This window comes from Aeromonas sp. 96A, assembly GCF_051919165.1.
Lineage (GTDB): Bacteria > Pseudomonadota > Gammaproteobacteria > Enterobacterales > Aeromonadaceae > Aeromonas > Aeromonas veronii.
On record NZ_JBQBFE010000001.1, the window covers coordinates 4,143,200 to 4,163,512 of the forward strand.

Consider the following 20,313-nt stretch of genomic DNA (forward strand, 5'->3'; position numbering starts at 1 on the left):
ACATGTTGCGCGCTGTTATGCACCTTATTCACCGTGAACTGCTGATGGCTCTGCGCCAGCGTTCCGATATTCTCAACCCGCTCTGGTTTTTCCTCATCGTCATCACCCTGTTTCCGTTAGGGATTGGCCCGGAGCCCAAACTGCTGGCCCGTATTGCCCCGGGGATTATCTGGGTAGCGGCGCTATTGGCGGCCATGCTGTCGCTGGAGCGACTGTTTCGCGACGACTTTGCCGATGGTGCGCTGGAGCAGATGATATTGATGCCGCACCCGCTGGGCTTGCTGGCGCTGGCGAAAGTGGTCGCTCACTGGCTGCTGACCGGCTTGCCGCTGCTGCTGATCTCTCCCTTGCTGGCGATTTTGCTGTCGCTGGATATGAACACCTATCTGGCTGTCGTCGCGACGCTGGCACTGGGCACTCCGGTATTGAGTCTGCTCGGCGCGGTCGGGGTTGCGTTGACGGTGGGATTGCGCAAAGGCGGGGTTCTGCTCAGTCTGCTGATCCTGCCGCTCTATATTCCGGTACTGATTTTTGCCACCTCAGCCATCGATGCCGCGGGGATGAGCTTGCCCTATGGTGGGCAGCTTGCCATTCTGGCCGCCATGCTGGTGGGGGCTTTGACACTGACACCGCTGGCTGTGTCGGCGGCGTTGCGGGTCAGCCTCAACTGATGGCCGTGAGCTGAACCGGATTTGGCTCCGAACGGAGTCTTTTTGCAAAAAATAATGTTGCGATGGATCAAGGAGAGTGCCGCTTATTGCTTTCGGGGTATTTGATGCTGCCCTGCGGTCGGTATGGTAGGCCTCGCCAAACGATTAATAACAAAAAGGTTTTGTGAGCTATGTGGAAATGGTTGCACCCTTATGCCAAACCGGAGCGGGCCTATCAGCTGGCAGGCACGCTGTTGCCCTGGTTTGCGGTGATTAGTCTGCTCTCGTTTGTGATCGGTACTGTCTGGGGCCTCGCGTTTGCGCCAGCGGATTACCAGCAGGGAGATTCGTTCCGGATCATCTATATCCACGTGCCTTCCGCCATTCTCTCCATGGGAGCCTACTCCACCATGGCGGTGGCCGCCTTTATCGGCCTGGTGTGGCAATTGCGGATGGCGGACATGACGGTTGCAGCCATTGCGCCGGTCGGCGCCGTATTTACCTTTATTGCCCTCTTTACCGGTGCCGCTTGGGGCAAGCCGATGTGGGGAACCTGGTGGGTGTGGGATGCGCGGCTCACCTCTGAACTGATCCTGCTGTTTCTCTACCTCGGCGTGATTGCTCTTTACAACGCCTTCAGCGACAAGGTGGTCGCTGGCCGTGCCGCTGGCATTCTGGCACTGGTTGGGGTGATCAACCTGCCGATCATCCACTACTCGGTGGAGTGGTGGAACACCCTGCATCAGGGGGCCACCATCACCAAATTTGACAAACCTTCCATTTCCCCCGAGATGCTTTGGCCGCTGCTGATCATGATCCTGGCATTTGCTGCATTTCTCGGGGCCCTGACCCTGATGCGTTTTCGCAATGAACTCCTGATGCGGGAGTGGCATCGCCCCTGGGTCAAAGAGATTGCAGAGCAGGAGAAGTAAGCATGCACTTTGCCTCTTTCAGTGATTTTATGGCGATGGGCGGTTACGCCTTCTATGTCTGGCTCTCTTTTGGCCTGACGCTGGTGTGTCTGGTCGGCATCATCATTTCTACCCGCATGAAAACCCGCAGCCTGCTCGCCGAGTTGCGCAGCAAACAGGCGCGTGAGGCCCGTCGCAAGGCGGCCCAGCAGATGGAGAACACCCTATGAATCCGAGACGCAAAAAACGCCTCACCATCATTCTGGCCATTACCCTGGGTCTGGCGACCGTCAGCGGGCTGGTGCTCTACGCCCTAAGTCAGAATATCGACCTCTTCTACACCCCGAGCGAGCTGGTGGAGGGGAAGGGGCCGGACAAGATCAAACCGGAAGAGGGACAGCGCCTGCGCATCGGTGGGTTGGTCGTGCCGGGGTCGGTACAGCGGGATCCCCAGAGCCTCAAGGTGGCCTTCAAGCTGGTGGATAACGGCGGTCATCTGGTGACGGTCGAGTTTGACGGCATCCTGCCGGATCTGTTCCGTGAAGGGCAGGGGATTGTTGCCCAGGGCACTCTCAAGGATGCCACGACCGTAGAGGCGTTCGAGGTGCTGGCCAAGCACGATGAGAACTACATGCCGCCGGAAGTGGCCGATGCCACCAACGGCATGCACTTCAAGCCGGAGTATACCGAGGCGCAGTTGAAGGGAGCCAAGCAGTGATCCCTGTGGTGTTTGCCTTTTCCGCTTTGCCTGCCCTGCGTGGTGCGGCTGTTGTCACCGTTCAATTTAAAGGAATGCCTTCATGATCCCGGAATTAGGTCAGTTTGCGCTGATCCTGGCCTTTGCCACCGCCCTGCTGCTGGGGAGCTATCCGCTGCTTGGCGCCAGCTGGGGGCGTCTTGGCATGATGTCGGCGGCCCGTCCGCTCGCCTATGCCCAGTTCTTGCTGCTGCTGCTGTCGTTTCTCTGCCTGACCTGGGCCTTTATCGATAATGACTTCACCGTGCAGTATGTGGCCACTAACTCCAACAGCCTGCTGCCGCTCGCCTATCGCATCTCGGCGGTATGGGGGGCCCACGAAGGCTCCCTGCTGCTGTGGGTACTGACCCTGGGTGGCTGGACTGCGGCGGTGGCCATGTTCAGCCGCCGTCTGCCGCTCGATGCGGTGGCTCGGGTACTCGGCGTGTTGGGGCTGATCTCGGTCGGCTTCACTGCTTTCGTGCTGTTCACCTCCGATCCCTTCACCCGCACCTTGCCCTATTTTCCGGTAGATGGTCGTGACCTCAATCCGCTGCTGCAGGATCCGGGTCTTATCTTCCATCCGCCGATGCTCTACATGGGTTATGTGGGCTTCTCGGTGGCGTTTGCCTTTGCCATTGCTTCGCTGATGACCGGCCGTCTCGATGCGACCTGGGCTCGCTGGTCGCGCCCCTGGACCATGGCGGCCTGGGTATTCCTGACCCTTGGCATAGTGCTCGGCTCCTGGTGGGCCTACTACGAGCTCGGTTGGGGAGGCTGGTGGTTCTGGGATCCGGTAGAAAACGCCTCGTTTATGCCTTGGCTGGCGGGTACCGCTCTGCTGCACTCGCTGGCGGTGAGCGAGAAGCGCGCCACCTTCAAGGCGTGGACCGTGCTGCTGGCCCTCTCTGCGTTCTCGTTGAGCCTGCTGGGTACCTTCCTGGTGCGCTCCGGCGTGCTGGTGTCGGTGCATGCGTTTGCCTCCGACCCGACCCGCGGTCTGTTTATTCTCGGCTTCCTGCTGGCGGTGATCGGCTCCTCCTTGCTGCTGTTTGCCTTTAAAGGGTCACAGGTGAAGAGCCACGGCAAACACGAGCTGTGGAGCCGCGAGACCCTGCTGCTTTGCAACAACATCATGCTGGTGGCGGGTCTGCTGACCGTGTTGCTCGGTACCTTGCTGCCGCTGGTGCACAAGGAGCTGGGGCTGGGGAGCATCTCTATCGGCACCCCCTTCTTTAACCACATCTACAGCTGGCTGATCATCCCGTTTGCCCTGCTGCTGGGGGTTGGCCCGCTGTTTCGCTGGCGTCGTCAGGAGCTGGGAGAACTCAAAAGCAAGGTGCTCGTGGCACTGGTGCTGAGTCTGGCCGCAGCCTTGCTGTTGCCGCTGCTCTTTGCCGAAACCTTCAAGCCGTGGGCGGCGGTAGGGATTGGTCTGGGCGCCTGGATCATCGTCACCAGCGTGCAGGAGACCTGGGCGCGAGCGACCCACAAGCACAGCTTTGCAGTCGGTGTGCGCAAGCTTGGCAACAGCCACTGGGCCATGATCCTCGGCCACGTGGGGCTGGCAGTCAGCATCATTGGTATCGCTTGCACCCAGAACTACAGCATCGAGAAGGATCTGCGAATGCAGGCGGGTGATCGGGTGCACTTTGCCGATTACGAGTTCGTCTTTGCCGGGATCAAGGAGAAGAACGGCCCCAACTACGATGGCTTCAAGGGCGTGCTGGAAGTACACCGCAATGGCAAGCAGGTCGCCCTGCTCAAGCCCGAGAAGCGGATGTACAAGGTGAGCCGGATGCCGATGACCGAAGCGGCCATCGACGCCGGTATCACCCGTGATCTCTATGCGGCGCTGGGGGAACAGCTCGACAACGGTGCCTGGGCGGTGCGGATCTACTACAAGCCGTTCGTGCGCTGGATCTGGTTCGGCGGCGTCTTTATGGCTATTGGTGGCGTGCTGGCGATGCTCGACAAGCGTTACCGTTTCGGCCGTCGTGAGGAGGAGGCCAAGGCATGAACAAAAAGACCTGGTTGTTTTTAATCCCCTTTATTTTGTTTTTATTAATGCTTGGGTTTCTTCTTAAGGGACTTGGCTCCGATCCCACCAAGCTTGAGTCCGTGATGGTGGGCAAAGAGGTGCCGGTGTTCACCCTGCAGGACATTTACGATCTGAACAAGCAGCACGATCGCAGTATCCTGACCGGTCGCCCCATGTTGCTCAACGTTTGGGCCACTTGGTGCCCCACCTGCTACGGCGAGCACACCTACCTCAAACAGCTGGCGGGGCAGGGCATTCCCATCATCGGCATGAACTACAAGGATGAGCGCGACAAGGCGATCAAGTGGCTGGCGGAGCTGGGCAACCCCTATCAGGTCAACCTCTATGATCCGGACGGCATGCTGGGGCTGGATCTCGGTGTATATGGCGCGCCGGAGACCTTCTTTATCGACAGCAAGGGGATCATCCGGTATCGCCACGTGGGGGATATCAACCCCGAGAACTGGGCGTCGACCCTCAAACCCATCTTTGATGCCATGAAGTGAGGGGAGTCCTGATGAGAGTATTTATTGCTTCCCTGCTACTGTTGCTGGGATGGGTGGTGCAAGCACCCGCCATGGCCGCTATCGATGTCTACACCTTCGACAACGACAATCAGGAGCAGGTCTTTCGCGAACTGACCAAGGAGCTGCGTTGCCCCAAGTGTCAGAACCAGGATATCGCCGACTCCAATGCGGGGCTGGCCAAGGATTTGCGCGACAAGACCTACCAGATGGTGCGCGAGGGCAAGGATAAAGAGGAGATCGTGGATTACATGGTGGCCCGCTACGGCAACTTTATCCTCTATAACCCGCCCCTGATGGCCTCCACCCTGATCCTCTGGCTCGGCCCGCTGATGGTGATCCTGATCGGTGGCGCCGTGGTCGTGATGCGCAGTCGCCGGCCCCCTGCGGTGAAAAAACAACTGGATAACGCCTTGAGCGAGGAGGAGCAGCGCCGACTGGCCGAGCTGCTCAAAGAGGAAGAGAAACAATGACCGCTTTTTGGATAGTGATTGCGGGCTTGCTGGTGCTGGTGAGTCTGGCGCTCGTCGTGCCGCTGTGGCGTGGTGAAGGCAAACAGAGCATCAGTCGCTCGGCGCTCAACAAACAGCTCTATCGCCAGAGGCTGCTGGAGATTGGTGAAGAGCGCGAGCAGGGTGTCTTGGCTGAGGAGTCCGACTCGCTGGTCGAGCTGCAACGAAGCCTCTTGGATGATATTCCCGATGTGGAGCAGACTGCCCGCAGTGGCAAGAGTCTGATCTGGATCCCGGGTGTGCTGGTGCTGTTGGTGGTGAGTCTGGGGCTCTACTACAAGTTGGGCTCCTGGCAAGAGGTGAGTCGCTGGCAAGATGCCAGCAGCCGTCTTGGCGAGCTGAGCAACCGCATTCTGGTGGAACGCGATGCCCAGGTGACCGAGCAGGATCTGCTGGATTTCATGCTGGCACTGCGTACCCGCCTCAAGGATGAACCGAACGACTACCGCGGCTGGCTGCTGCTGGGCCGCTTGGCGCTGGATGGCAATGATCCCGAGATGGCCAGCGAGGCGCTGGAGCGGGCCTACACGCTGGCTCCCCAGAAATCGCTGGTGGCGGTGCCCTACGCGCAGGCGCTGATGATGACGGGGGATGAGGCGCAAGCGGATGCCCTGTTGCAAGCGGCTATCGCGCAGGATCCGGACAATATCGAGTCGCGCTCTGTCTATGCCTTTATGGCGCTGCAAAAAGAGGACTTCCAGACCGCGCTGGTTCGCTGGCAGGCGATGTTGCCACTGATGGAGAAAGGTACCCCCCGTTACGTGATGGTCGAGCGCTCCATGGAGTACGCCCGCGCGCAGCTCAAGCAGCGCGGCATCGACGAGGTGACGAATTCAGGCGCAGCCAAAGCGGGCGCAGTTGAGGGGCAACCGCTGGCGGTGAAGAAGGGGGAATTCCCCATCCACGTCACGTTGGCGGCGGGCATTCAGATGCCGGAAGATGCCCATCTCTTCGTCTTTGCCGTGGTGCCCAACGGGCCGCCCATGCCCATCGCCGTGAAGCGTATCGCAGGGCCAACCTTGCCTGTAACCCTGTCACTCGGGGATGGCGATGCCATGATGGAAGGCAGCAAACTGGCGGCCTATCCGGAGCTGCAGTTCAAGGCACGTCTCTCGCGCGGTGGCAATGTGATGAACAAGGAAGGAGCCTTCGAAGGGGTATCCGTGCCGGTCAAGACGGCCGAGATCCCTGCTGCTCCGATTGACATCCGCATCGATCACGCCCTCTAATATGCCTTTGGATAACCCGGCCCCTGGATAGGAGCCGGGTTATCTATACTTCTGATAAATCAAAATAAAACGTCAGGACTATCATATGTATCTTCGTTCAGGGGCCATACTGGCAGCCCTCTTGCTGGCTGGCTGTGCCGGTGGCCCACCCAAGCCTGGCCCAGAGAGTCTGGATCTCAATCCCGGCATGAATAATCCGGGTGCCACCAGTACGGCGGCCGATCCGCGCGATCCCTTCCAGGGGGCCAACCGGGCCATGTGGGCGGTCAACTATGATGTGCTGGAGCCTTATGTGGCACGTCCTGTGGTACATGCCTATGCCCGCTACATTCCGGTCGGGGTGAAGGATGGCATTGCCAACTTTGTTGCCAACTTTGATGAGCCAAGCAGCATGGTGAACCATCTGATCACCGGTGATTTGAAAGGGGCAGGCACCAACCTGGGGCGCTTTACCCTCAACACCACGGTCGGTCTGCTGGGTATCTTCGATGTGGCCAAACATGCCGGCCTCGAGCGCAACAAGCTGGAGATGGATACCGTGCTGGGCAGGGCCGATATCGGTAATGGTGCCTACATCATGGTGCCTGTCTACGGCCCGACTACCACCCGGGAGCTGGTTGGTGATGCGATTGACAGCTTCTACTTCCCCTATGCCCTGTTAACCTTCCCGATGAAGGTTGCACACTGGGCACTGGATGGCTTGGGCACACGTGCCAAGCTGATCGATCAGGAGCGGATCATCGACAACTCCCTCGATCCTTATGCGCTGACCAAGGACTTCTACCTGCAATATAACCAGGGCAAGGTGACGGGCAAGCAGACCGAGCTGAAAGCGTCTCAGCAAGAGCAGGCTGACGACGCCAATCTGGATGAATACATGGACGAGCTGGACCAGTAAACGGGCTATCTCGATATGTAAAAGGCGCCTGCGGGCGCCTTATTCATTTACGCAGCCATCTCGAGATAAAAAAACGCCCCGCAGTGCGGGGCGTTTTGGCAAGCGAGGCTGATTAGGCAGCCAGATTCTTGGCCACGAATTCCCAGTTAACCAGAGCCCAGAAGGTTTCCATGTACTTCGGACGCAGGTTGCGGAAGTCGATGTAGTAGGCGTGCTCCCACAGGTCAACGGTCAGCAGCGGGGTGGTACCGGCTTCAGTCAGCGGGCAACCGGCGTTGGAGGTGTTGACGATAGCCAGAGAGCCGTCAGCTTTCTTCACCAGCCAAGTCCAGCTGGAACCGAAGTTGCCGATGGCTGATTTGGTGAAGGCATCTTTGAACTCGGCGAAGGAGCCGAATGCCTTGTTGATGGCATCAGCCAGGGCGCCAGTCGGCTCGCCACCGCCATTCGGGGAGAGGCAGTGCCAGTAGAAGGTGTGGTTCCAGATCTGGGCGGCGTTGTTGAAGATGCCGCCGTTGGAGGTCTTGATGATCTCTTCCAGAGACTTGCCTTCAAACTCGGTACCCGGCACCAGATTGTTCAGGTTGACCACGTAGGTGTTGTGGTGCTTGCCGTGGTGATATTCCAGAGTTTCCTGGGAGATGTGCGGTTCCAGAGCGTTGATTGCATAGGGCAGAGCGGGAAGTTCGAATGCCATTTTCTACTCTCCATTGGCTGGACCGTGCGAAGGCGACGGTTGCAAGACATTGCGTACTCTTTTCTATATGTGAAAAGAGTTGTTTTTAAAATGATGGGGCTGGGTAGCCCAAAGCCAAGGGATTGTAGCAGTATCAAAGATGGCCTAACAACTCTTGATTGGCGCCATGATCGCGATCAATCCTGTGTGGGTTCTTTGCACAATTCGAGCCGGGTCACCCCTTTGTCAGTTTGTGCTCGGGCAAGATTGCAGTAGAATGGCCGCCGAAATCGCTCTAGTGAGGCACCTATGGAAACTATTGAAAAGATTAAGCAGCAGCTGGCTGACAACCCCATCATCATCTACATGAAGGGCTCCCCCAAGCTACCCAGCTGTGGCTTCTCTGCCCAGGCCTCCCAGGCTCTGATGTCCTGCGGCGAGCCGTTTGCCTACGTTGATATCCTGCAGAATCCGGATATCCGCGCCGAATTGCCAAAATTCGCCAACTGGCCGACCTTCCCCCAACTGTGGGTTGAAGGTGAGCTGATCGGTGGCTGTGACATCATGATCGAGATGTTCCAGGCTGGCGAGTTGCAGGCTCTGATCAAAGAGACTGCTGCCAAGTACAAGAAAGATGATGCTGCAGCCGAGTAATCGGTTTTGTGTTGTCGAGAGGGAGCCTTATAGGCTCCCTTTTATATTGTCCCGGTTCTGGCTGGCAAGCAACTGATAGCCGGTTGCAAAAAACAACGCAATTGACCTGAAAAATCTAATCTTTACGGCTTTGTTTTGGAGTTGTTAATTATATTGCTTGCCAATATCTGATTACTTTTTTTAATCCATTTGGATTCAAGTGTTGCTGCCATCACATTTTTTGATAATTTCACCGTAACGCAGTCTCTTTGTAGATTTTTTTGTGTTTATGCTCACATTAATTGCAAGTGATAGAACCTAGTATCGCTTCGCCCTGTGAAATAAAACCCTACAAATTAATAAATAAAAAGAGATTTGCGATGAAGATGTATAGCAATCTGCCCATTGGTCTTCATGATATTACTGAAGCCAAAAAAAGACTGACCAATCATATATACAAGACCGCGCAACTACCCTCTAACTACATCAGCGAACGTTGCCATGGCGAGGTTTACCTCAAGCTTGAAAACATGCAACGTACAGGCTCTTTTAAAATTCGTGGCGCCTTCAACAAACTCAGTTCATTAAGTCTGGAAGACCGACAAAAAGGTGTTGTCGCCTGCTCGGCGGGCAATCATGCCCAAGGTGTATCACTCTCCAGTGCTATGCTGGGAATTGATGCCAAGGTAGTCATGCCCTGCTGTGCCCCCAAATCAAAAATTGCTGCAACCAGTGACTATTCAGCCAAAGTGATCCTCCATGGAAATAGCTTCAATGACACCATTGCCAAAGTCAGCGAAATCGTGGAGATGGAAGGCCGCGTATTTATCCCCCCCTTCGACGATGCAAAAGTGATTGCCGGCCAGGGCACCATTGGCCTGGAAATTATCGAAGATTTGTATGATGTCGATAACATCATAGTGCCGATCGGTGGCGGTGGTTTGATTGCCGGTGTTGCCATGGCTATCAAATCTATTAATCCGACCATCAAGGTGATTGGTGTGCAATCCGAGAATGTGCACGGTATGGCGGCCTCTTTCTATGCCGGTACCATGACCAATCACAGAACCAGCAGCACGCTGGCCGATGGCTGTGATGTGGCAAGACCCGGTTCACTGACCTTCGAAATCGTCAAACAATTGGTGGATGATATTGTACTGGTCACCGAGGATGATATTCGTCATAGCATGGTTGACCTTATTCAGCGCAACAAGGTGATTACCGAAGGGGCGGGAGCTCTGGCCTCGGCAGCGCTGCTCAGTGGCAAGCTGAAACATTATGTCGAAGGTAAAAAGACCGTCAGCATTATTTCGGGTGGCAATATTGATCTGATCCGGATCGCCGAAATTATCGAACAGAACAATATTCGTCAATTTAGCCTGTAAGGAATGCAGTCATGATATTAGACAGTGTTGTCACCGGCAGTAAAGAGAATACGCGTGCATGGCGTAAATCGGATACCACATGGGGATTAGGTCTGTTCGGTACTGCTATCGGGGCGGGGGTCTTGTTCTTTCCAATCCGGGCCGGATATGGTGGCCTGATCCCAATATTAATCATGCTGGTGCTGGCTTACCCCATTGCATTTTATTGCCACAGAGCGTTGGCCAGATTATGTCTTTCTGGCAGTAATCCATCGGCAAATATTACCGAGACCGTTGAAGAGCATTTTGGCAAAATGGGTGGAGTGGTAATTACCTTCCTCTATTTCTTTGCCATCTGCCCATTGCTGTGGATATATGGTGTGACGATCACCAATACCTTTATGGCATTTTGGGAGCATCAACTACAGTTGGTTCCGCTTAATCGAGGTGTGGTTGCACTGGCATTGTTGATGTTGATGGCATTCGTGATCTACTTCGGTAAAGATCTGATGGTCAAGGTGATGAGCTATCTGGTCTTTCCCTTTATTGCCAGTCTGATCGTTATCTCTCTCTCCCTCGTCCCGTACTGGAACAGTGCCGTCTTTGATCAGGTCAATCTGAGCGAGATATCGATGTTTGGTCACGATGGTATTCTGGTTACCGTCTGGCTGGGGATCTCCATCATGGTCTTCTCCTTCAACTTCTCGCCGATTGTCTCCTCTTTCATCGTCTCCAAACGGGAAGAGTATGAGCAGGAGTTCGGTCGTGATTTTACCGAGAAGCGCTGCTCGAAGATTATCTCCGGTGCCAGCATGCTGATGGTGGCCGTGGTGATGTTCTTTGCCTTCAGCTGCCTCTTTACCCTGTCACCGCAAAATATGGCGGAAGCCAAAGCCCAGAACATTCCGGTGCTCTCCTATCTGGCCAACCACTTCTCCTCAATGACGGGCAGCAAGTCTGCGTTTGCCACCACCCTGGAGTATGCGGCGTCCATTATCGCGCTGGTTGCTATCTTCAAATCCTTCTTCGGTCACTATCTGGGGACGTTGGAAGGGTTGAATGGCCTTATCCTCCGCTTTGGCTACCAGGGCGACAAGAGCAAGGTTTCCAGTAAAAAACTGAACATGGTCAGTATGTTGTTCATCATGGGATCCACCTGGCTGGTCGCTTATGTGAACCCCAACATCCTCGACCTGATTGAGGCAATGGGGGCGCCAATCATCGCTTCCCTGCTCTGTCTGCTGCCGATGTATGCGGTGAGCAAGACACCGGCACTGGCAAAATATAAAGGTCAGGCCAGCAACCTGTTTGTCACCATCATCGGTGTGCTGACCATCCTGAATATAGTTTCCAAGCTGTTCTGAAAACCTTTTCTGCAAGTCATCAACCATTCAGGCCCCCCTGGTGGGGTCTGGATGGTGCAGTCAGACATGAGCAATAACCGGTTCTTCGTTGGCCACAATTATGTGGGCCCCGGGTAAGGCTTGCCGTTTTTTGACTTTCTGTTTATGGCGAAATGCCCTGACTGCAGTGACTCGGCACTATTAATCTCGAGGCGATGTAATGAAGTTTGATTCGTTGGTTCTGGTTATCAATTGCGGCTCTTCATCGGTCAAATTCTCGGTACTGGAGAGTCAATCCTGTGAGGTGGTGATATCCGGTATGGCTGATGGTATTGAAACGGCCCATCCCCAATTGCAAGTGGGTAAAGAGCCCGCTATGTCATTACCTGAAAATAACCACACCTGTGCATTGGCTGCCATCGCGGCGGAGTTGAAAAAACGGGATCTGCTGGATGCCATTGCACTGGTTGGTCATCGAATTGCTCATGGTGGTAGTGAATTTAGTGAAGCCGTGATCATTGATGAACATGTCTTGGCCAAAATAAAGCAGGTGTCACCCTTGGCCCCCCTGCACAATCACGCCAATTTAAGTGGCGTGATGGCCGCCTGCCAGCTATTTCCCAACCAGCCCCAAATTGCGGTATTTGATACCGGCTTTCACCAGACCCTCAAGCCGGAAGCTTATATCTATGGGCTGCCTTACCAATATTTGCAGGATTACGGCGTGCGCCGCTATGGCTTCCATGGCACCTCCCATCGCTATGTGGCCGAGCAGGCCTGCGTATTTATGGGGCTGGATGAGCAGCATGCCGGTCTGGTCATCGCCCATCTGGGCAATGGCGCCTCTATTTGCGCGGTACAGGATGGCAAGAGCGTCGATACCTCGATGGGGATGACGCCGCTGGAAGGGTTGATCATGGGCAGCCGAAGCGGCGATATCGATTTTGGCGCGCTGGCCTATATCGCTAGCAAGACGGGGCAATCCATCGAGGATATCGAGCGGGTATTGAACAAGCAGTCCGGTCTGCTGGGTATTTCGGGGCTCTCCTCCGATATGCGGGTATTGGAAGCGGCCTATCACGAAGGACATCCCGGGGCGAAATTGGCCATTCACGCTTTTGTCCATCGTATTGCCCGCCATATCGGCGGCCATGCCACCTCATTGCGCCGGCTGGATGCCGTTATTTTCACCGGCGGGATCGGCGAGAACTCGGCCTTTATCAGAAATCTGGTATGCGAACGACTTCAGGTATTTGGCGTAGCGATCAGCGAGCCGTTTAACCAGCGTCCCAATAGCGAGGGCTGCCGGGTAATTTCGGCGGCAGAGTCCATGGTGCTGGCGGCGGTTATTCCCACCAATGAAGAGAAAATGATCGCGCTGGATGCCATTCGTCTGGGGCAGCAGGTTCGTCAGGCCGAGTGCGTCTGACATCTTCCACTCTTGTGTCATGAGTAGTGAATGAGGTTTATTTGATGAAAGTTGATATGCAATTGGATCAGGATAAATTCCGTCAGGCATGGCAAGGGTTTGCCGGTGAAAACTGGAAACATGAAATCAACGTTCGTGATTTTATCCAGCAGAACTACACCCCCTATGAAGGTGACGAACAGTTTTTAGCAGATGCCACAGAAGCGACCACCACTTTGTGGAACAAGGTGATGGAGGGGATCCGTATCGAGAACGCCACCCACGCACCGGTCGATTTTGATACCAATATTGCCACGACCATTACTGCCCACGGGCCGGGTTATATCGAGCAAGGGCTGGAAAAGATTGTTGGCCTGCAAACCGACAAGCCCCTTAAAAGAGCGCTGCACCCGTTTGGCGGCGTAAATATGATCCGCAGTTCTTTTGAAGCATATGGCCGGGAGATGGATCCCGATTTTGAATATACCTTCAGCGAATTGCGCAAAACCCATAATCAGGGCGTGTTCGACGTCTACTCTCCCGAGATGTTGCGCTGCCGAAAGTCAGGGGTATTGACCGGTTTGCCGGATGGTTACGGTCGTGGTCGCATTATCGGAGATTATCGTCGGGTCGCGCTTTATGGCATAGATTATCTAATCCGTGAGCGGGAGCTGCAGTTTGCCGATCTGCAACCGGCTCTCGAGCGGGGAGAGCAGCTGGAGCAGGTGATCCGCCAGCGCGAGGAGCTGGCCGAACACAAGCGGGCACTGGTGCAGATCAAGCAGATGGCGGCCAGCTACGGTTTTGACATCTCCGGGCCGGCACGCACTGCCCAGCAGGCGGTGCAGTGGCTCTACTTTGCCTATCTGGCGGCAGTGAAGTCGCAAAACGGTGGCGCCATGTCCCTCGGTCGTACCGCCACCTTCCTCGACATCTATATCGAGCGGGATCTGAAGGCAGGGCTCATCAGCGAGCAGGATGCCCAGGAGCTGGTCGATCACTTCATCATGAAGATCCGCATGGTGCGCTTCCTGCGTACCCCCGAGTTTGACTCCCTCTTCTCCGGCGATCCCATCTGGGCGACCGAGGTGATCGGCGGCATGGGGCTGGATGGTCGCACCCTGGTGACCAAGAGCTCCTTCCGCTACCTCCACACCCTCAAGACCATGGGGCCGGCGCCCGAGCCCAACCTCACCATCCTCTGGGCGGAAGGGCTGCCGCGGGCCTTCAAGACCTATGCGGCCCGCGTCTCCATCGATACCTCATCCCTGCAGTATGAGAACGATGACCTGATGCGCACCGACTTCGAGAGCGATGACTACGCCATCGCCTGCTGCGTGAGCCCCATGGTGATCGGCAAGCAGATGCAGTTCTTCGGTGCCCGCGCCAACCTGGCCAAGACCCTGCTCTATTGCATCAACGGTGGCGTGGACGAGAAGCTGAAGATCCAGGTTGGCCCGAAAGTGGCGCCCATCATGGACGAGGTGCTGGATTACGAGACCGTCATGGCGAGCCTCGACAGCTTTATGGATTGGCTGGCGGTGCAGTACATCAGTGCGCTCAACCTTATTCACTACATGCACGACAAGTACAGCTACGAGGCCTCGCTGATGGCGCTGCACGATCGCGACGTCTATCGCACCATGGCCTGCGGCATTGCCGGTCTGTCGGTGGCGGTCGATTCGCTGGCGGCCATCAAGTACGCTCGGGTCAAGCCGGTGCGCGATGCGGACGGGCTGGCGGTCGATTTCGTGATTGAGGGGGAGTATCCCCAGTACGGCAACAACGACGAGCGGGCCGACTCCATCGCCTGCGATCTGGTCGAGCGCTTCATGAAGAAGATCCAGGCGCTGCCGACCTACCGCAATGCGGTGCCGACCCAGTCGATCCTGACCATCACCTCCAACGTGGTGTATGGCCAGAAGACCGGCAACACCCCGGATGGCCGCCGCGCCGGTGCCCCGTTTGCCCCGGGGGCCAACCCGATGCACGGTCGGGATCGCAAGGGGGCGGTTGCTTCACTCGCCTCGGTGGCCAAGCTGCCGTTCAAATACGCCAAGGACGGGATCTCCTACACCTTCTCCATCGTGCCAGGGGCGCTCGGCAAGGAACCGGCCAATCGCGAGAACAATCTGGTGGGGCTGATGGATGGCTACTTCCATCACGAGCGGGATGTGGAAGGGGGTCAGCACCTCAACGTCAACGTGATGAACCGCGAGATGCTGCTGGATGCCATCGACAATCCGGACAAGTACCCCAGCCTGACCATCCGGGTCTCCGGCTATGCGGTGCGCTTCAACGCCCTGACTCGCGAGCAGCAACAGGATGTGATTTCAAGAACCTTCACCAACATGATCTGATTGATGTGCCCGGAGTGAGCGGGTTTGCTCCGGGCTGACCACTTATATGAAATCAAGGAGAAAGCTAAAGATGCGACAGGTTATCACTACCAAGGCGGCACCGGGTGCCATCGGCCCCTATGTGCAGGCCACCCGGATTGGCAACATCCTATACACCTCCGGTCAGATCCCACTGGACCCGGTGAGCGGCGACGTTGCGGAGGGGATCGAAGCGCAGACCCTGCGCTCCCTGCAAAACGTACAGGCGATTGTCGAGGCGGCAGGCGGCGAGGTGCGCAACATCTTCAAGACCACGGTGTTTGTCTCGGATCTGAACGACTTTGCTGCGGTGAATCAGGTCTACAACGAATTCTTCACCGAGCACGATGCCATGTATCCGGCGCGCTCTTGCGTGGAAGTGGCCCGCTTGCCGAAGGATGTGAAGATCGAGATAGAGGCGATTGCTGCGCTGGAGTCCTGACGCGGCGATCCTTATCAATAAAAAGAACGGCAGCCCGAGGGCTGCCGCTCTTTTTTCATCGAACCCGCCGTGCGCGATAAGGGCGCAAGGAGCAGGTCATTCTGGATCAGGCGATCCGTTCGATACGAGCCATGTAGAAGCCGTCGAAGCCGGTCTCGGACGGGCTCACGGTGTGATCGTCACGCAGACGGAAGTTTTCGTTGGCGGCGAGGAACTTGTCCACCTGCTGGCGGTTCTCCTCGGGCAGGATGGAGCAGGTTGCATAGACCAGCAGGCCGCCGACTTTCACCATCTGGCTGTAACGCTGCAGGATCTCTTCTTGCAGCGCGACCAGCACCGGCAGACGCTCGGCGGTATCACGCCACTTGGCATCCGGATTGCGCTTGAGTACGCCTAGACCGGAGCAGGGCACGTCCAGCAGTACGCGGTCGGCGCTCTCTTTGAGGCGCTTGACGGTCTTGCTGCTGGTGATGACCCGGGTCTCCACGTTGTGGGCACCGGCGCGACGAGCGCGTTGCTTGAGGTTTTCCAGCTTCCACTCTTCCACATCCATTGCCAGCAGACGGCCTTTGCCCTGCATCATGGCGGCGATATGCAGGGTCTTGCCACCGGCACCGGCGCAGGCGTCGATCACCCGCATGCCGGGCGCGACGTCGAGTGCGGCAGCGATGTGCTGGGAGCCGGCGTCCTGCTGTTCGAAGCAACCATCGGCAAAGGCCTTGGTACGGAACAGGGCTGCGTCGGAGGTGACCTGCAGGGCAGTCTCCACACCTTCAACCGGAATGGTGGTGACCTGCTCTTTGGCCAGCATGGCCTGCAGCTCATCACGGGTGCACTTGAGGGTGTTGACCCGCAGGTAACGCTTGGGCATCCAGGCCAGGGCGGCACGCTCGGCAGGCCAGGCTTCACCCAACTGCTCGTTGCCCAGTTTCTCCAACCAGGCAGGGCAACCATCCATCAATACCGGGTTCTTCTTCGCCTCGGTCAGACGGCGGCGGAATGCTTCTTCATTGAAGCGATCTAGGGTCGGGTGGTTGGGTTGGGCAATTTTGTGGAATGCGTGCCAGCTGTGAAGCAGCGGCCAGACATTCTTTTCGGCCTGACGCACCTGAATACCGGTGAGGAAACAATAGAGGCTGAGACGGCGCAGCAGGTCGCCGGTGACCAGGGCAATCCTTGCCTGTTCTTGCGGTTTGAGTTCGATGCCGGAGAAGTGACGGGCATAAGCGCGGTCGAGGGTAAGACCCTGACCGAGCACATCGTCAACAATGGCAACGACCAGATCCCCGAAACGGGGCAACAGTGGGGATTTGAGCATGAGATTAACCTTGGCCAGATAAAGATGAACCATCCGAGTAGCTGTGGATGATTCTAAAACAGATAAACCGGCGCAATGATAGGTGTAAGGGTCATGCGGTGCAAGGTAGATATATAAAGTGTGGTCGAGTGTGATTCCCTTTTTGACTGTGACTACGTCTGAAAATTGGCAAGAGCAACTGCCGAAGTGTTATCTGTTCTGCGGTGGAGTGCTCGGCTGTGTTATGGCTTGTCACTGACAGATGAGCGGAGCACAATGCCTGCGTCACTCTCTTGATGGTCGTGGAACCATTATTTATTTGAAGGAAAATCAAGATGATGGATGTTGCTGATCTGCGTCGTGAATACTCCCGTGGCGGGCTGCACCGGGCCGATCTGCCGGCCGAGCCGCTGGCGCTGTTCGAGAAGTGGTTGGCGCAGGCTTGTGAGGCCAAACTGACCGATCCCACCGCCATGGTGGTGGCGACGGTGGATGCCGATGGTCAGCCCTGGCAGCGCACCGTGCTGCTCAAGCACTACGATGCCCAGGGGATGGTCTTTTACACCAACATGGGCAGCCGCAAGGCGCAGCAGCTGGAAGGCAATCCCCGTATCAGCCTGCTCTTCCCTTGGCATACGCTCGACCGTCAGGTACATGTGACCGGTCGGGTGGAGAAGATGAGTACCTTCGAAGTGATGAAGTACTTCCACAGCCGTCCCAAGGATAGCCAGATCGCTGCCTGGGTCTCCAAGCAGTCGACCCGCATATCGGCCCGTGGCGTGCTGGAGGCCAAGTTCCTCGAGCTCAAGCAGAAGTTTGCCAATGGCGAAGTGCCGCTGCCGAGCTTCTGGGGCGGATTCCGGGTGGTGATCGAGACGGTGGAGTTCTGGCAGGGGGGCGAGCACCGGCTGCACGACCGCTTCTACTACACCCGCGACGGGGATGGCTGGCATATCGAGCGTCTGGCTCCCTGAGCGCGCTATTCAAATCTGTTTTCACAAGGAGTGTGTATGCGTCTGTATGGTGATCTGCGTTCCGGCAACTGTTACAAGGTGTGGCTGCTGGCCCGCTGGCTGGAGTTGCCCCTTGAGTGGGTAGAGGTGGATATTCAGGCGGGGGATACCCGTACCCCCGCATTTCTGGCCATGAACCCCAACGGCAAGATCCCGGTGCTGGAGATTGGCCAAGGCGATGCGCTGGCGGAATCCAACGCCATCCTCTTCTATCTGGGGCAAGGCAGTGCCTTGTGGCCAACCGATCCGCGCCAGCAGGCCGAGGTGCTCAAATGGATGTTCTTTGAGCAGTACAGCCATGAGCCCTACATCGCGGTGGCCCGCTTTATCGTTCACTATCTCGGCCGACCCGAGTCGCAGGAGGCGCGGCTCGACGGGCTGAAAGCCGGTGGCGAGAAGGCGCTGGCGGTAATGGAGCAGCAGCTGAAACAGAGCCCCTACCTGTGCGGTGATGCGCCGACCATCGCCGATATCGCCCTTTATGCCTACACCCATGTGGCAGAGGAGGGGATCTTCTCCCTTCAGGGGTGGCCCGCTATCCGTAGCTGGATCGCCCGTATCGAAGCCCATCCCCGCCATCTGACGCTGCCAGCGGCCTGTCAGGCCAGCTGATGGAACTGCTGATCGAGGCCAGTCTGTGGCAACCACAGTGGGCTGCGCTGTTGCTGCATTGGCAGCAGCAAGGTCATCGCTGGCAGCTGCTACTGGGCAAAGAGGCGGCCGCCGCCCTCGATCAAACCGATGCTCCCTGGGCGAGCAGTCCTCCTGACGGGGTGCTCTGCCCGGGGGCCCTGCTGGCTGCTTGGCTCGATGGGGATCTGCTGACGGATTTTCATGTTGATCCCAGCCGCCAGATCCTGATCAGTGCCTCCACCTCCCTACTGACCCTCGCCAAGGAGCAGGGACTGCTCACCCTTGGCCCTGTGGGGGCCGATCTGCCGCTCACCCCCGAGGCCGATTTGGGCGCCGTGCTCAATCGCCTGCTGGCGCGCCGCGTGACGGCGCCGACCCTGGCTGAGGGGCATCCGCTATCAGGCGTCGTGCTGCGACCACTGCAGGCCGCCGATGAGCGCGAGATAGTGCGCTATTGCAGCGATGAGGCGCTGGCCCGCTACACCCTCAATATTCCTCACCCCTATCCGCCGGAGGGGGCCCGCGACTGGCTGGCCCTTAGCTGGCGCAAGGCGGCGCTTGGCCTTGGCTGGAGCTGGGCCATCACCTTGCCAGAGGAGCAAGGTGCGGCGTTGCTTGGGGTGATCTCCCTGCACTGGAATGGCGAGCTCGCCTGGTGGGTGGGCGTGCCCTGGCAGAATCGCGGTCTGGCGACTCGGGCAGCAAGCTTGGTCAAGGCGTTTGCCTTTGACCAACTGCAACTGCCTGCGCTGACGGCTCGCCATATGCCAGACAATTTAGCCTCCGGCCGGGTGATGGCAAAAGTGGGGATGCACTATCGCGGGCGGCGCCATATCAGCGGTCGCCAGCCATGTGAGGTGAGCTACTGGCGACTGGATCGCGCTCCCTCCTTACCCAATCCCTTGCCCGAGGAGATTGCCCGCTGGCTTGCTGATGAGCGGATTGCTGTGGTGATCCTGTGTGATCCCGCAACGACCAATCGGCAGAGTGCCAATGGCAAGCTGGCCATCTCGCTCTTTGTGGATGAGAGGGGCGCGGGGGAGGAGCCCTGCTGTCTGTGCTGCCCGCCGCAACTTGAGCGGTTGCTGGCGCTACACTGTTACCCCGTCGATCTGCTGGAGCAGGCCGAACCGGAGCAGTTGTCCCATCTTGGCGGCGTCTTGCTGAAAGACAGGGATGAACAGGGACTGGCGTGGTTGCTGCAACTGGCCGCGCTGCAGCGTCAGGGGCCCGAGCTGATCAGCCGCGAGGAGCGCGCATCACGGCGCCACTGGTTCAACCAATTGATGTCGCAGGCGCTGGGCGGCAACGGTGACTCGTCGCAGATACGCTATCAGCAGTTACGGTTGCTGGTGGAGCTGCCGGAGCTGGTCGACGAGCTGTATGGTTGTTGGTATCAAACGCCCGAATTGACCTTTGAGCGGTTGGCGCGGGAGGCTCCCGCCCTCTGGCTGGCCTACCGCGAGGCGATGAACAGGGTCACCCCGGCTACGCTAACCGCCTTGCAGCAGCAGTTTGCCGCTCGTTTTCCTGAGTGCACCCTCCCATTTTTGGACAAAGGTACTCAGAATGACCAGCCGTTGTGTGGAATAATGCCCGCTCTGCTGTACGAGGAGTAATACCTG

20 protein-coding genes are annotated in these 20,313 nt (G+C 57.3%); 18 read left to right on the top strand and 2 right to left on the bottom strand.

The annotated features are described in order from the left end of the window. The first annotated feature begins 2 nt into the window (after nucleotides 1-2). From ccmB to ACTG2W_RS19345, 9 genes are all read left to right on the top strand, one after another. Nucleotides 3-671: a heme exporter protein CcmB gene (gene ccmB, locus ACTG2W_RS19305; protein WP_128835244.1), complete on the top strand. Its 669-nt coding sequence runs from the start codon at nucleotides 3-5 to the stop codon at nucleotides 669-671. A gap of 170 nt (nucleotides 672-841) precedes the next feature. After that, entirely contained in the window at nucleotides 842-1,582 is a 741-nt protein-coding gene (locus ACTG2W_RS19310) for a heme ABC transporter permease (RefSeq protein WP_005334687.1), read from the top strand. Between the two features lie 2 nt (nucleotides 1,583-1,584). Beyond that, nucleotides 1,585-1,791 carry a heme exporter protein CcmD gene (gene ccmD / locus ACTG2W_RS19315; RefSeq protein ID WP_005353657.1) on the top strand — a complete coding sequence of 69 codons (207 nt, stop codon included), beginning with the start codon at nucleotides 1,585-1,587 and terminating at the stop codon, nucleotides 1,789-1,791. Next, nucleotides 1,788-2,279, top strand: a complete 492-nt coding sequence (gene ccmE, locus ACTG2W_RS19320; RefSeq protein WP_103251229.1) for a cytochrome c maturation protein CcmE — start codon at nucleotides 1,788-1,790, stop codon at nucleotides 2,277-2,279. The genes ccmD and ccmE overlap by 4 nt, the downstream gene beginning before the upstream one ends. Nucleotides 2,280-2,361: 82 nt before the next feature. Continuing rightward, nucleotides 2,362-4,317, top strand: coding sequence for a heme lyase CcmF/NrfE family subunit (locus ACTG2W_RS19325; RefSeq protein WP_106842725.1), 1,956 nt, complete (start codon nucleotides 2,362-2,364; stop codon nucleotides 4,315-4,317). After that, nucleotides 4,314-4,844: a DsbE family thiol:disulfide interchange protein gene (locus ACTG2W_RS19330; RefSeq protein ID WP_005362026.1), complete on the top strand. Its 531-nt coding sequence runs from the start codon at nucleotides 4,314-4,316 to the stop codon at nucleotides 4,842-4,844. Before ACTG2W_RS19325 ends, ACTG2W_RS19330 begins: the two co-directional genes overlap by 4 nt. An 11-nt stretch (nucleotides 4,845-4,855) precedes the next feature. Beyond that, entirely contained in the window at nucleotides 4,856-5,335 is a 480-nt protein-coding gene (locus ACTG2W_RS19335) for a cytochrome c-type biogenesis protein (protein WP_005334682.1), read from the top strand. Beyond that, nucleotides 5,332-6,603, top strand: coding sequence for a c-type cytochrome biogenesis protein CcmI (gene ccmI / locus ACTG2W_RS19340; protein ID WP_440016463.1), 1,272 nt, complete (start codon nucleotides 5,332-5,334; stop codon nucleotides 6,601-6,603). The genes ACTG2W_RS19335 and ccmI overlap by 4 nt, the downstream gene beginning before the upstream one ends. A gap of 85 nt (nucleotides 6,604-6,688) precedes the next feature. Beyond that, nucleotides 6,689-7,501, top strand: coding sequence for an MlaA family lipoprotein (locus ACTG2W_RS19345; RefSeq protein WP_005334673.1), 813 nt, complete (start codon nucleotides 6,689-6,691; stop codon nucleotides 7,499-7,501). Nucleotides 7,502-7,613: 112 nt separating this feature from the next. Here ACTG2W_RS19345 and sodB read toward each other — a convergent pair whose 3' ends face one another. Continuing rightward, entirely contained in the window at nucleotides 7,614-8,198 is a 585-nt protein-coding gene (sodB, locus tag ACTG2W_RS19350; RefSeq protein ID WP_005334664.1) for a superoxide dismutase [Fe], read from the bottom strand. 288 nt (nucleotides 8,199-8,486) lie between these two features. Between sodB and ACTG2W_RS19355 the strand changes: the two genes are divergently transcribed. The 6 genes from ACTG2W_RS19355 (at nucleotide 8,487) to ACTG2W_RS19380 (ending at nucleotide 15,745) form a co-directional block, all read left to right on the top strand. Beyond that, a complete protein-coding gene (locus tag ACTG2W_RS19355) occupies nucleotides 8,487-8,831 on the top strand; it encodes a Grx4 family monothiol glutaredoxin (protein WP_005353650.1) in 345 nt (114 codons plus the stop codon). Between the two features lie 359 nt (nucleotides 8,832-9,190). Continuing rightward, nucleotides 9,191-10,195, top strand: coding sequence for a bifunctional threonine ammonia-lyase/L-serine ammonia-lyase TdcB (gene tdcB / locus ACTG2W_RS19360; RefSeq protein ID WP_106842723.1), 1,005 nt, complete (start codon nucleotides 9,191-9,193; stop codon nucleotides 10,193-10,195). Between the two features lie 11 nt (nucleotides 10,196-10,206). After that, a complete protein-coding gene (gene tdcC, locus ACTG2W_RS19365) occupies nucleotides 10,207-11,538 on the top strand; it encodes a threonine/serine transporter TdcC (RefSeq protein WP_019444738.1) in 1,332 nt (443 codons plus the stop codon). Between the two features lie 199 nt (nucleotides 11,539-11,737). Next, nucleotides 11,738-12,946 (top strand): propionate kinase, encoded by a 1,209-nt coding sequence (gene tdcD, locus ACTG2W_RS19370; protein WP_106842722.1) that lies wholly within the window; start codon nucleotides 11,738-11,740, stop codon nucleotides 12,944-12,946. Nucleotides 12,947-12,990: 44 nt separating this feature from the next. Continuing rightward, a complete protein-coding gene (gene pflB / locus ACTG2W_RS19375; protein ID WP_440016464.1) occupies nucleotides 12,991-15,285 on the top strand; it encodes a formate C-acetyltransferase in 2,295 nt (764 codons plus the stop codon). A gap of 70 nt (nucleotides 15,286-15,355) precedes the next feature. Continuing rightward, nucleotides 15,356-15,745, top strand: coding sequence for a RidA family protein (locus ACTG2W_RS19380; protein ID WP_440016465.1), 390 nt, complete (start codon nucleotides 15,356-15,358; stop codon nucleotides 15,743-15,745). Between the two features lie 106 nt (nucleotides 15,746-15,851). Here ACTG2W_RS19380 and ACTG2W_RS19385 read toward each other — a convergent pair whose 3' ends face one another. Then, nucleotides 15,852-17,063, bottom strand: coding sequence for an RsmB/NOP family class I SAM-dependent RNA methyltransferase (locus ACTG2W_RS19385; protein ID WP_115521162.1), 1,212 nt, complete (start codon nucleotides 17,061-17,063; stop codon nucleotides 15,852-15,854). A gap of 314 nt (nucleotides 17,064-17,377) precedes the next feature. Between ACTG2W_RS19385 and pdxH the strand changes: the two genes are divergently transcribed. Genes pdxH through ACTG2W_RS19400 form a run of 3 tightly spaced genes read left to right on the top strand, consistent with a single transcriptional unit; the run spans nucleotide 17,378 to nucleotide 20,307 of the window. Next, on the top strand, nucleotides 17,378-18,016 hold the full coding sequence (pdxH, locus tag ACTG2W_RS19390) for a pyridoxamine 5'-phosphate oxidase (RefSeq protein WP_005353629.1): 639 nt from the start codon (nucleotides 17,378-17,380) through the stop codon (nucleotides 18,014-18,016). 36 nt (nucleotides 18,017-18,052) lie between these two features. Beyond that, on the top strand, nucleotides 18,053-18,667 hold the full coding sequence (locus tag ACTG2W_RS19395) for a glutathione S-transferase family protein (RefSeq protein ID WP_150998473.1): 615 nt from the start codon (nucleotides 18,053-18,055) through the stop codon (nucleotides 18,665-18,667). Beyond that, nucleotides 18,667-20,307 (top strand): GNAT family N-acetyltransferase, encoded by a 1,641-nt coding sequence (locus ACTG2W_RS19400; RefSeq protein ID WP_440016466.1) that lies wholly within the window; start codon nucleotides 18,667-18,669, stop codon nucleotides 20,305-20,307. Before ACTG2W_RS19395 ends, ACTG2W_RS19400 begins: the two co-directional genes overlap by 1 nt. Nucleotides 20,308-20,313 lie beyond the last annotated feature (6 nt).

What these genes read in the sequence shown, in the direction of transcription:
- pflB (WP_440016464.1), top strand. Translation starts at nt 12,991, where the DNA reads ATGAAAGTTGATATGCAATTGGATCAGGATAAATTCCGTCAGGCATGG.
- ACTG2W_RS19325 (WP_106842725.1), top strand. Translation starts at nt 2,362, where the DNA reads ATGATCCCGGAATTAGGTCAGTTTGCGCTGATCCTGGCCTTTGCCACC.
- tdcC (WP_019444738.1), top strand. Translation starts at nt 10,207, where the DNA reads ATGATATTAGACAGTGTTGTCACCGGCAGTAAAGAGAATACGCGTGCA.
- ACTG2W_RS19380 (WP_440016465.1), top strand. Translation starts at nt 15,356, where the DNA reads ATGCGACAGGTTATCACTACCAAGGCGGCACCGGGTGCCATCGGCCCC.
- ACTG2W_RS19385 (WP_115521162.1), bottom strand. Translation starts at nt 17,063, where the DNA reads ATGCTCAAATCCCCACTGTTGCCCCGTTTCGGGGATCTGGTCGTTGCC.
- ACTG2W_RS19335 (WP_005334682.1), top strand. Translation starts at nt 4,856, where the DNA reads ATGAGAGTATTTATTGCTTCCCTGCTACTGTTGCTGGGATGGGTGGTG.
- pdxH (WP_005353629.1), top strand. Translation starts at nt 17,378, where the DNA reads ATGATGGATGTTGCTGATCTGCGTCGTGAATACTCCCGTGGCGGGCTG.
- ACTG2W_RS19345 (WP_005334673.1), top strand. Translation starts at nt 6,689, where the DNA reads ATGTATCTTCGTTCAGGGGCCATACTGGCAGCCCTCTTGCTGGCTGGC.
- ACTG2W_RS19400 (WP_440016466.1), top strand. Translation starts at nt 18,667, where the DNA reads ATGGAACTGCTGATCGAGGCCAGTCTGTGGCAACCACAGTGGGCTGCG.
- ccmI (WP_440016463.1), top strand. Translation starts at nt 5,332, where the DNA reads ATGACCGCTTTTTGGATAGTGATTGCGGGCTTGCTGGTGCTGGTGAGT.
- ccmD (WP_005353657.1), top strand. Translation starts at nt 1,585, where the DNA reads ATGCACTTTGCCTCTTTCAGTGATTTTATGGCGATGGGCGGTTACGCC.
- ACTG2W_RS19395 (WP_150998473.1), top strand. Translation starts at nt 18,053, where the DNA reads ATGCGTCTGTATGGTGATCTGCGTTCCGGCAACTGTTACAAGGTGTGG.
- sodB (WP_005334664.1), bottom strand. Translation starts at nt 8,198, where the DNA reads ATGGCATTCGAACTTCCCGCTCTGCCCTATGCAATCAACGCTCTGGAA.
- ACTG2W_RS19355 (WP_005353650.1), top strand. Translation starts at nt 8,487, where the DNA reads ATGGAAACTATTGAAAAGATTAAGCAGCAGCTGGCTGACAACCCCATC.
- tdcD (WP_106842722.1), top strand. Translation starts at nt 11,738, where the DNA reads ATGAAGTTTGATTCGTTGGTTCTGGTTATCAATTGCGGCTCTTCATCG.
- ACTG2W_RS19310 (WP_005334687.1), top strand. Translation starts at nt 842, where the DNA reads ATGTGGAAATGGTTGCACCCTTATGCCAAACCGGAGCGGGCCTATCAG.
- tdcB (WP_106842723.1), top strand. Translation starts at nt 9,191, where the DNA reads ATGAAGATGTATAGCAATCTGCCCATTGGTCTTCATGATATTACTGAA.
- ccmB (WP_128835244.1), top strand. Translation starts at nt 3, where the DNA reads ATGTTGCGCGCTGTTATGCACCTTATTCACCGTGAACTGCTGATGGCT.
- ccmE (WP_103251229.1), top strand. Translation starts at nt 1,788, where the DNA reads ATGAATCCGAGACGCAAAAAACGCCTCACCATCATTCTGGCCATTACC.
- ACTG2W_RS19330 (WP_005362026.1), top strand. Translation starts at nt 4,314, where the DNA reads ATGAACAAAAAGACCTGGTTGTTTTTAATCCCCTTTATTTTGTTTTTA.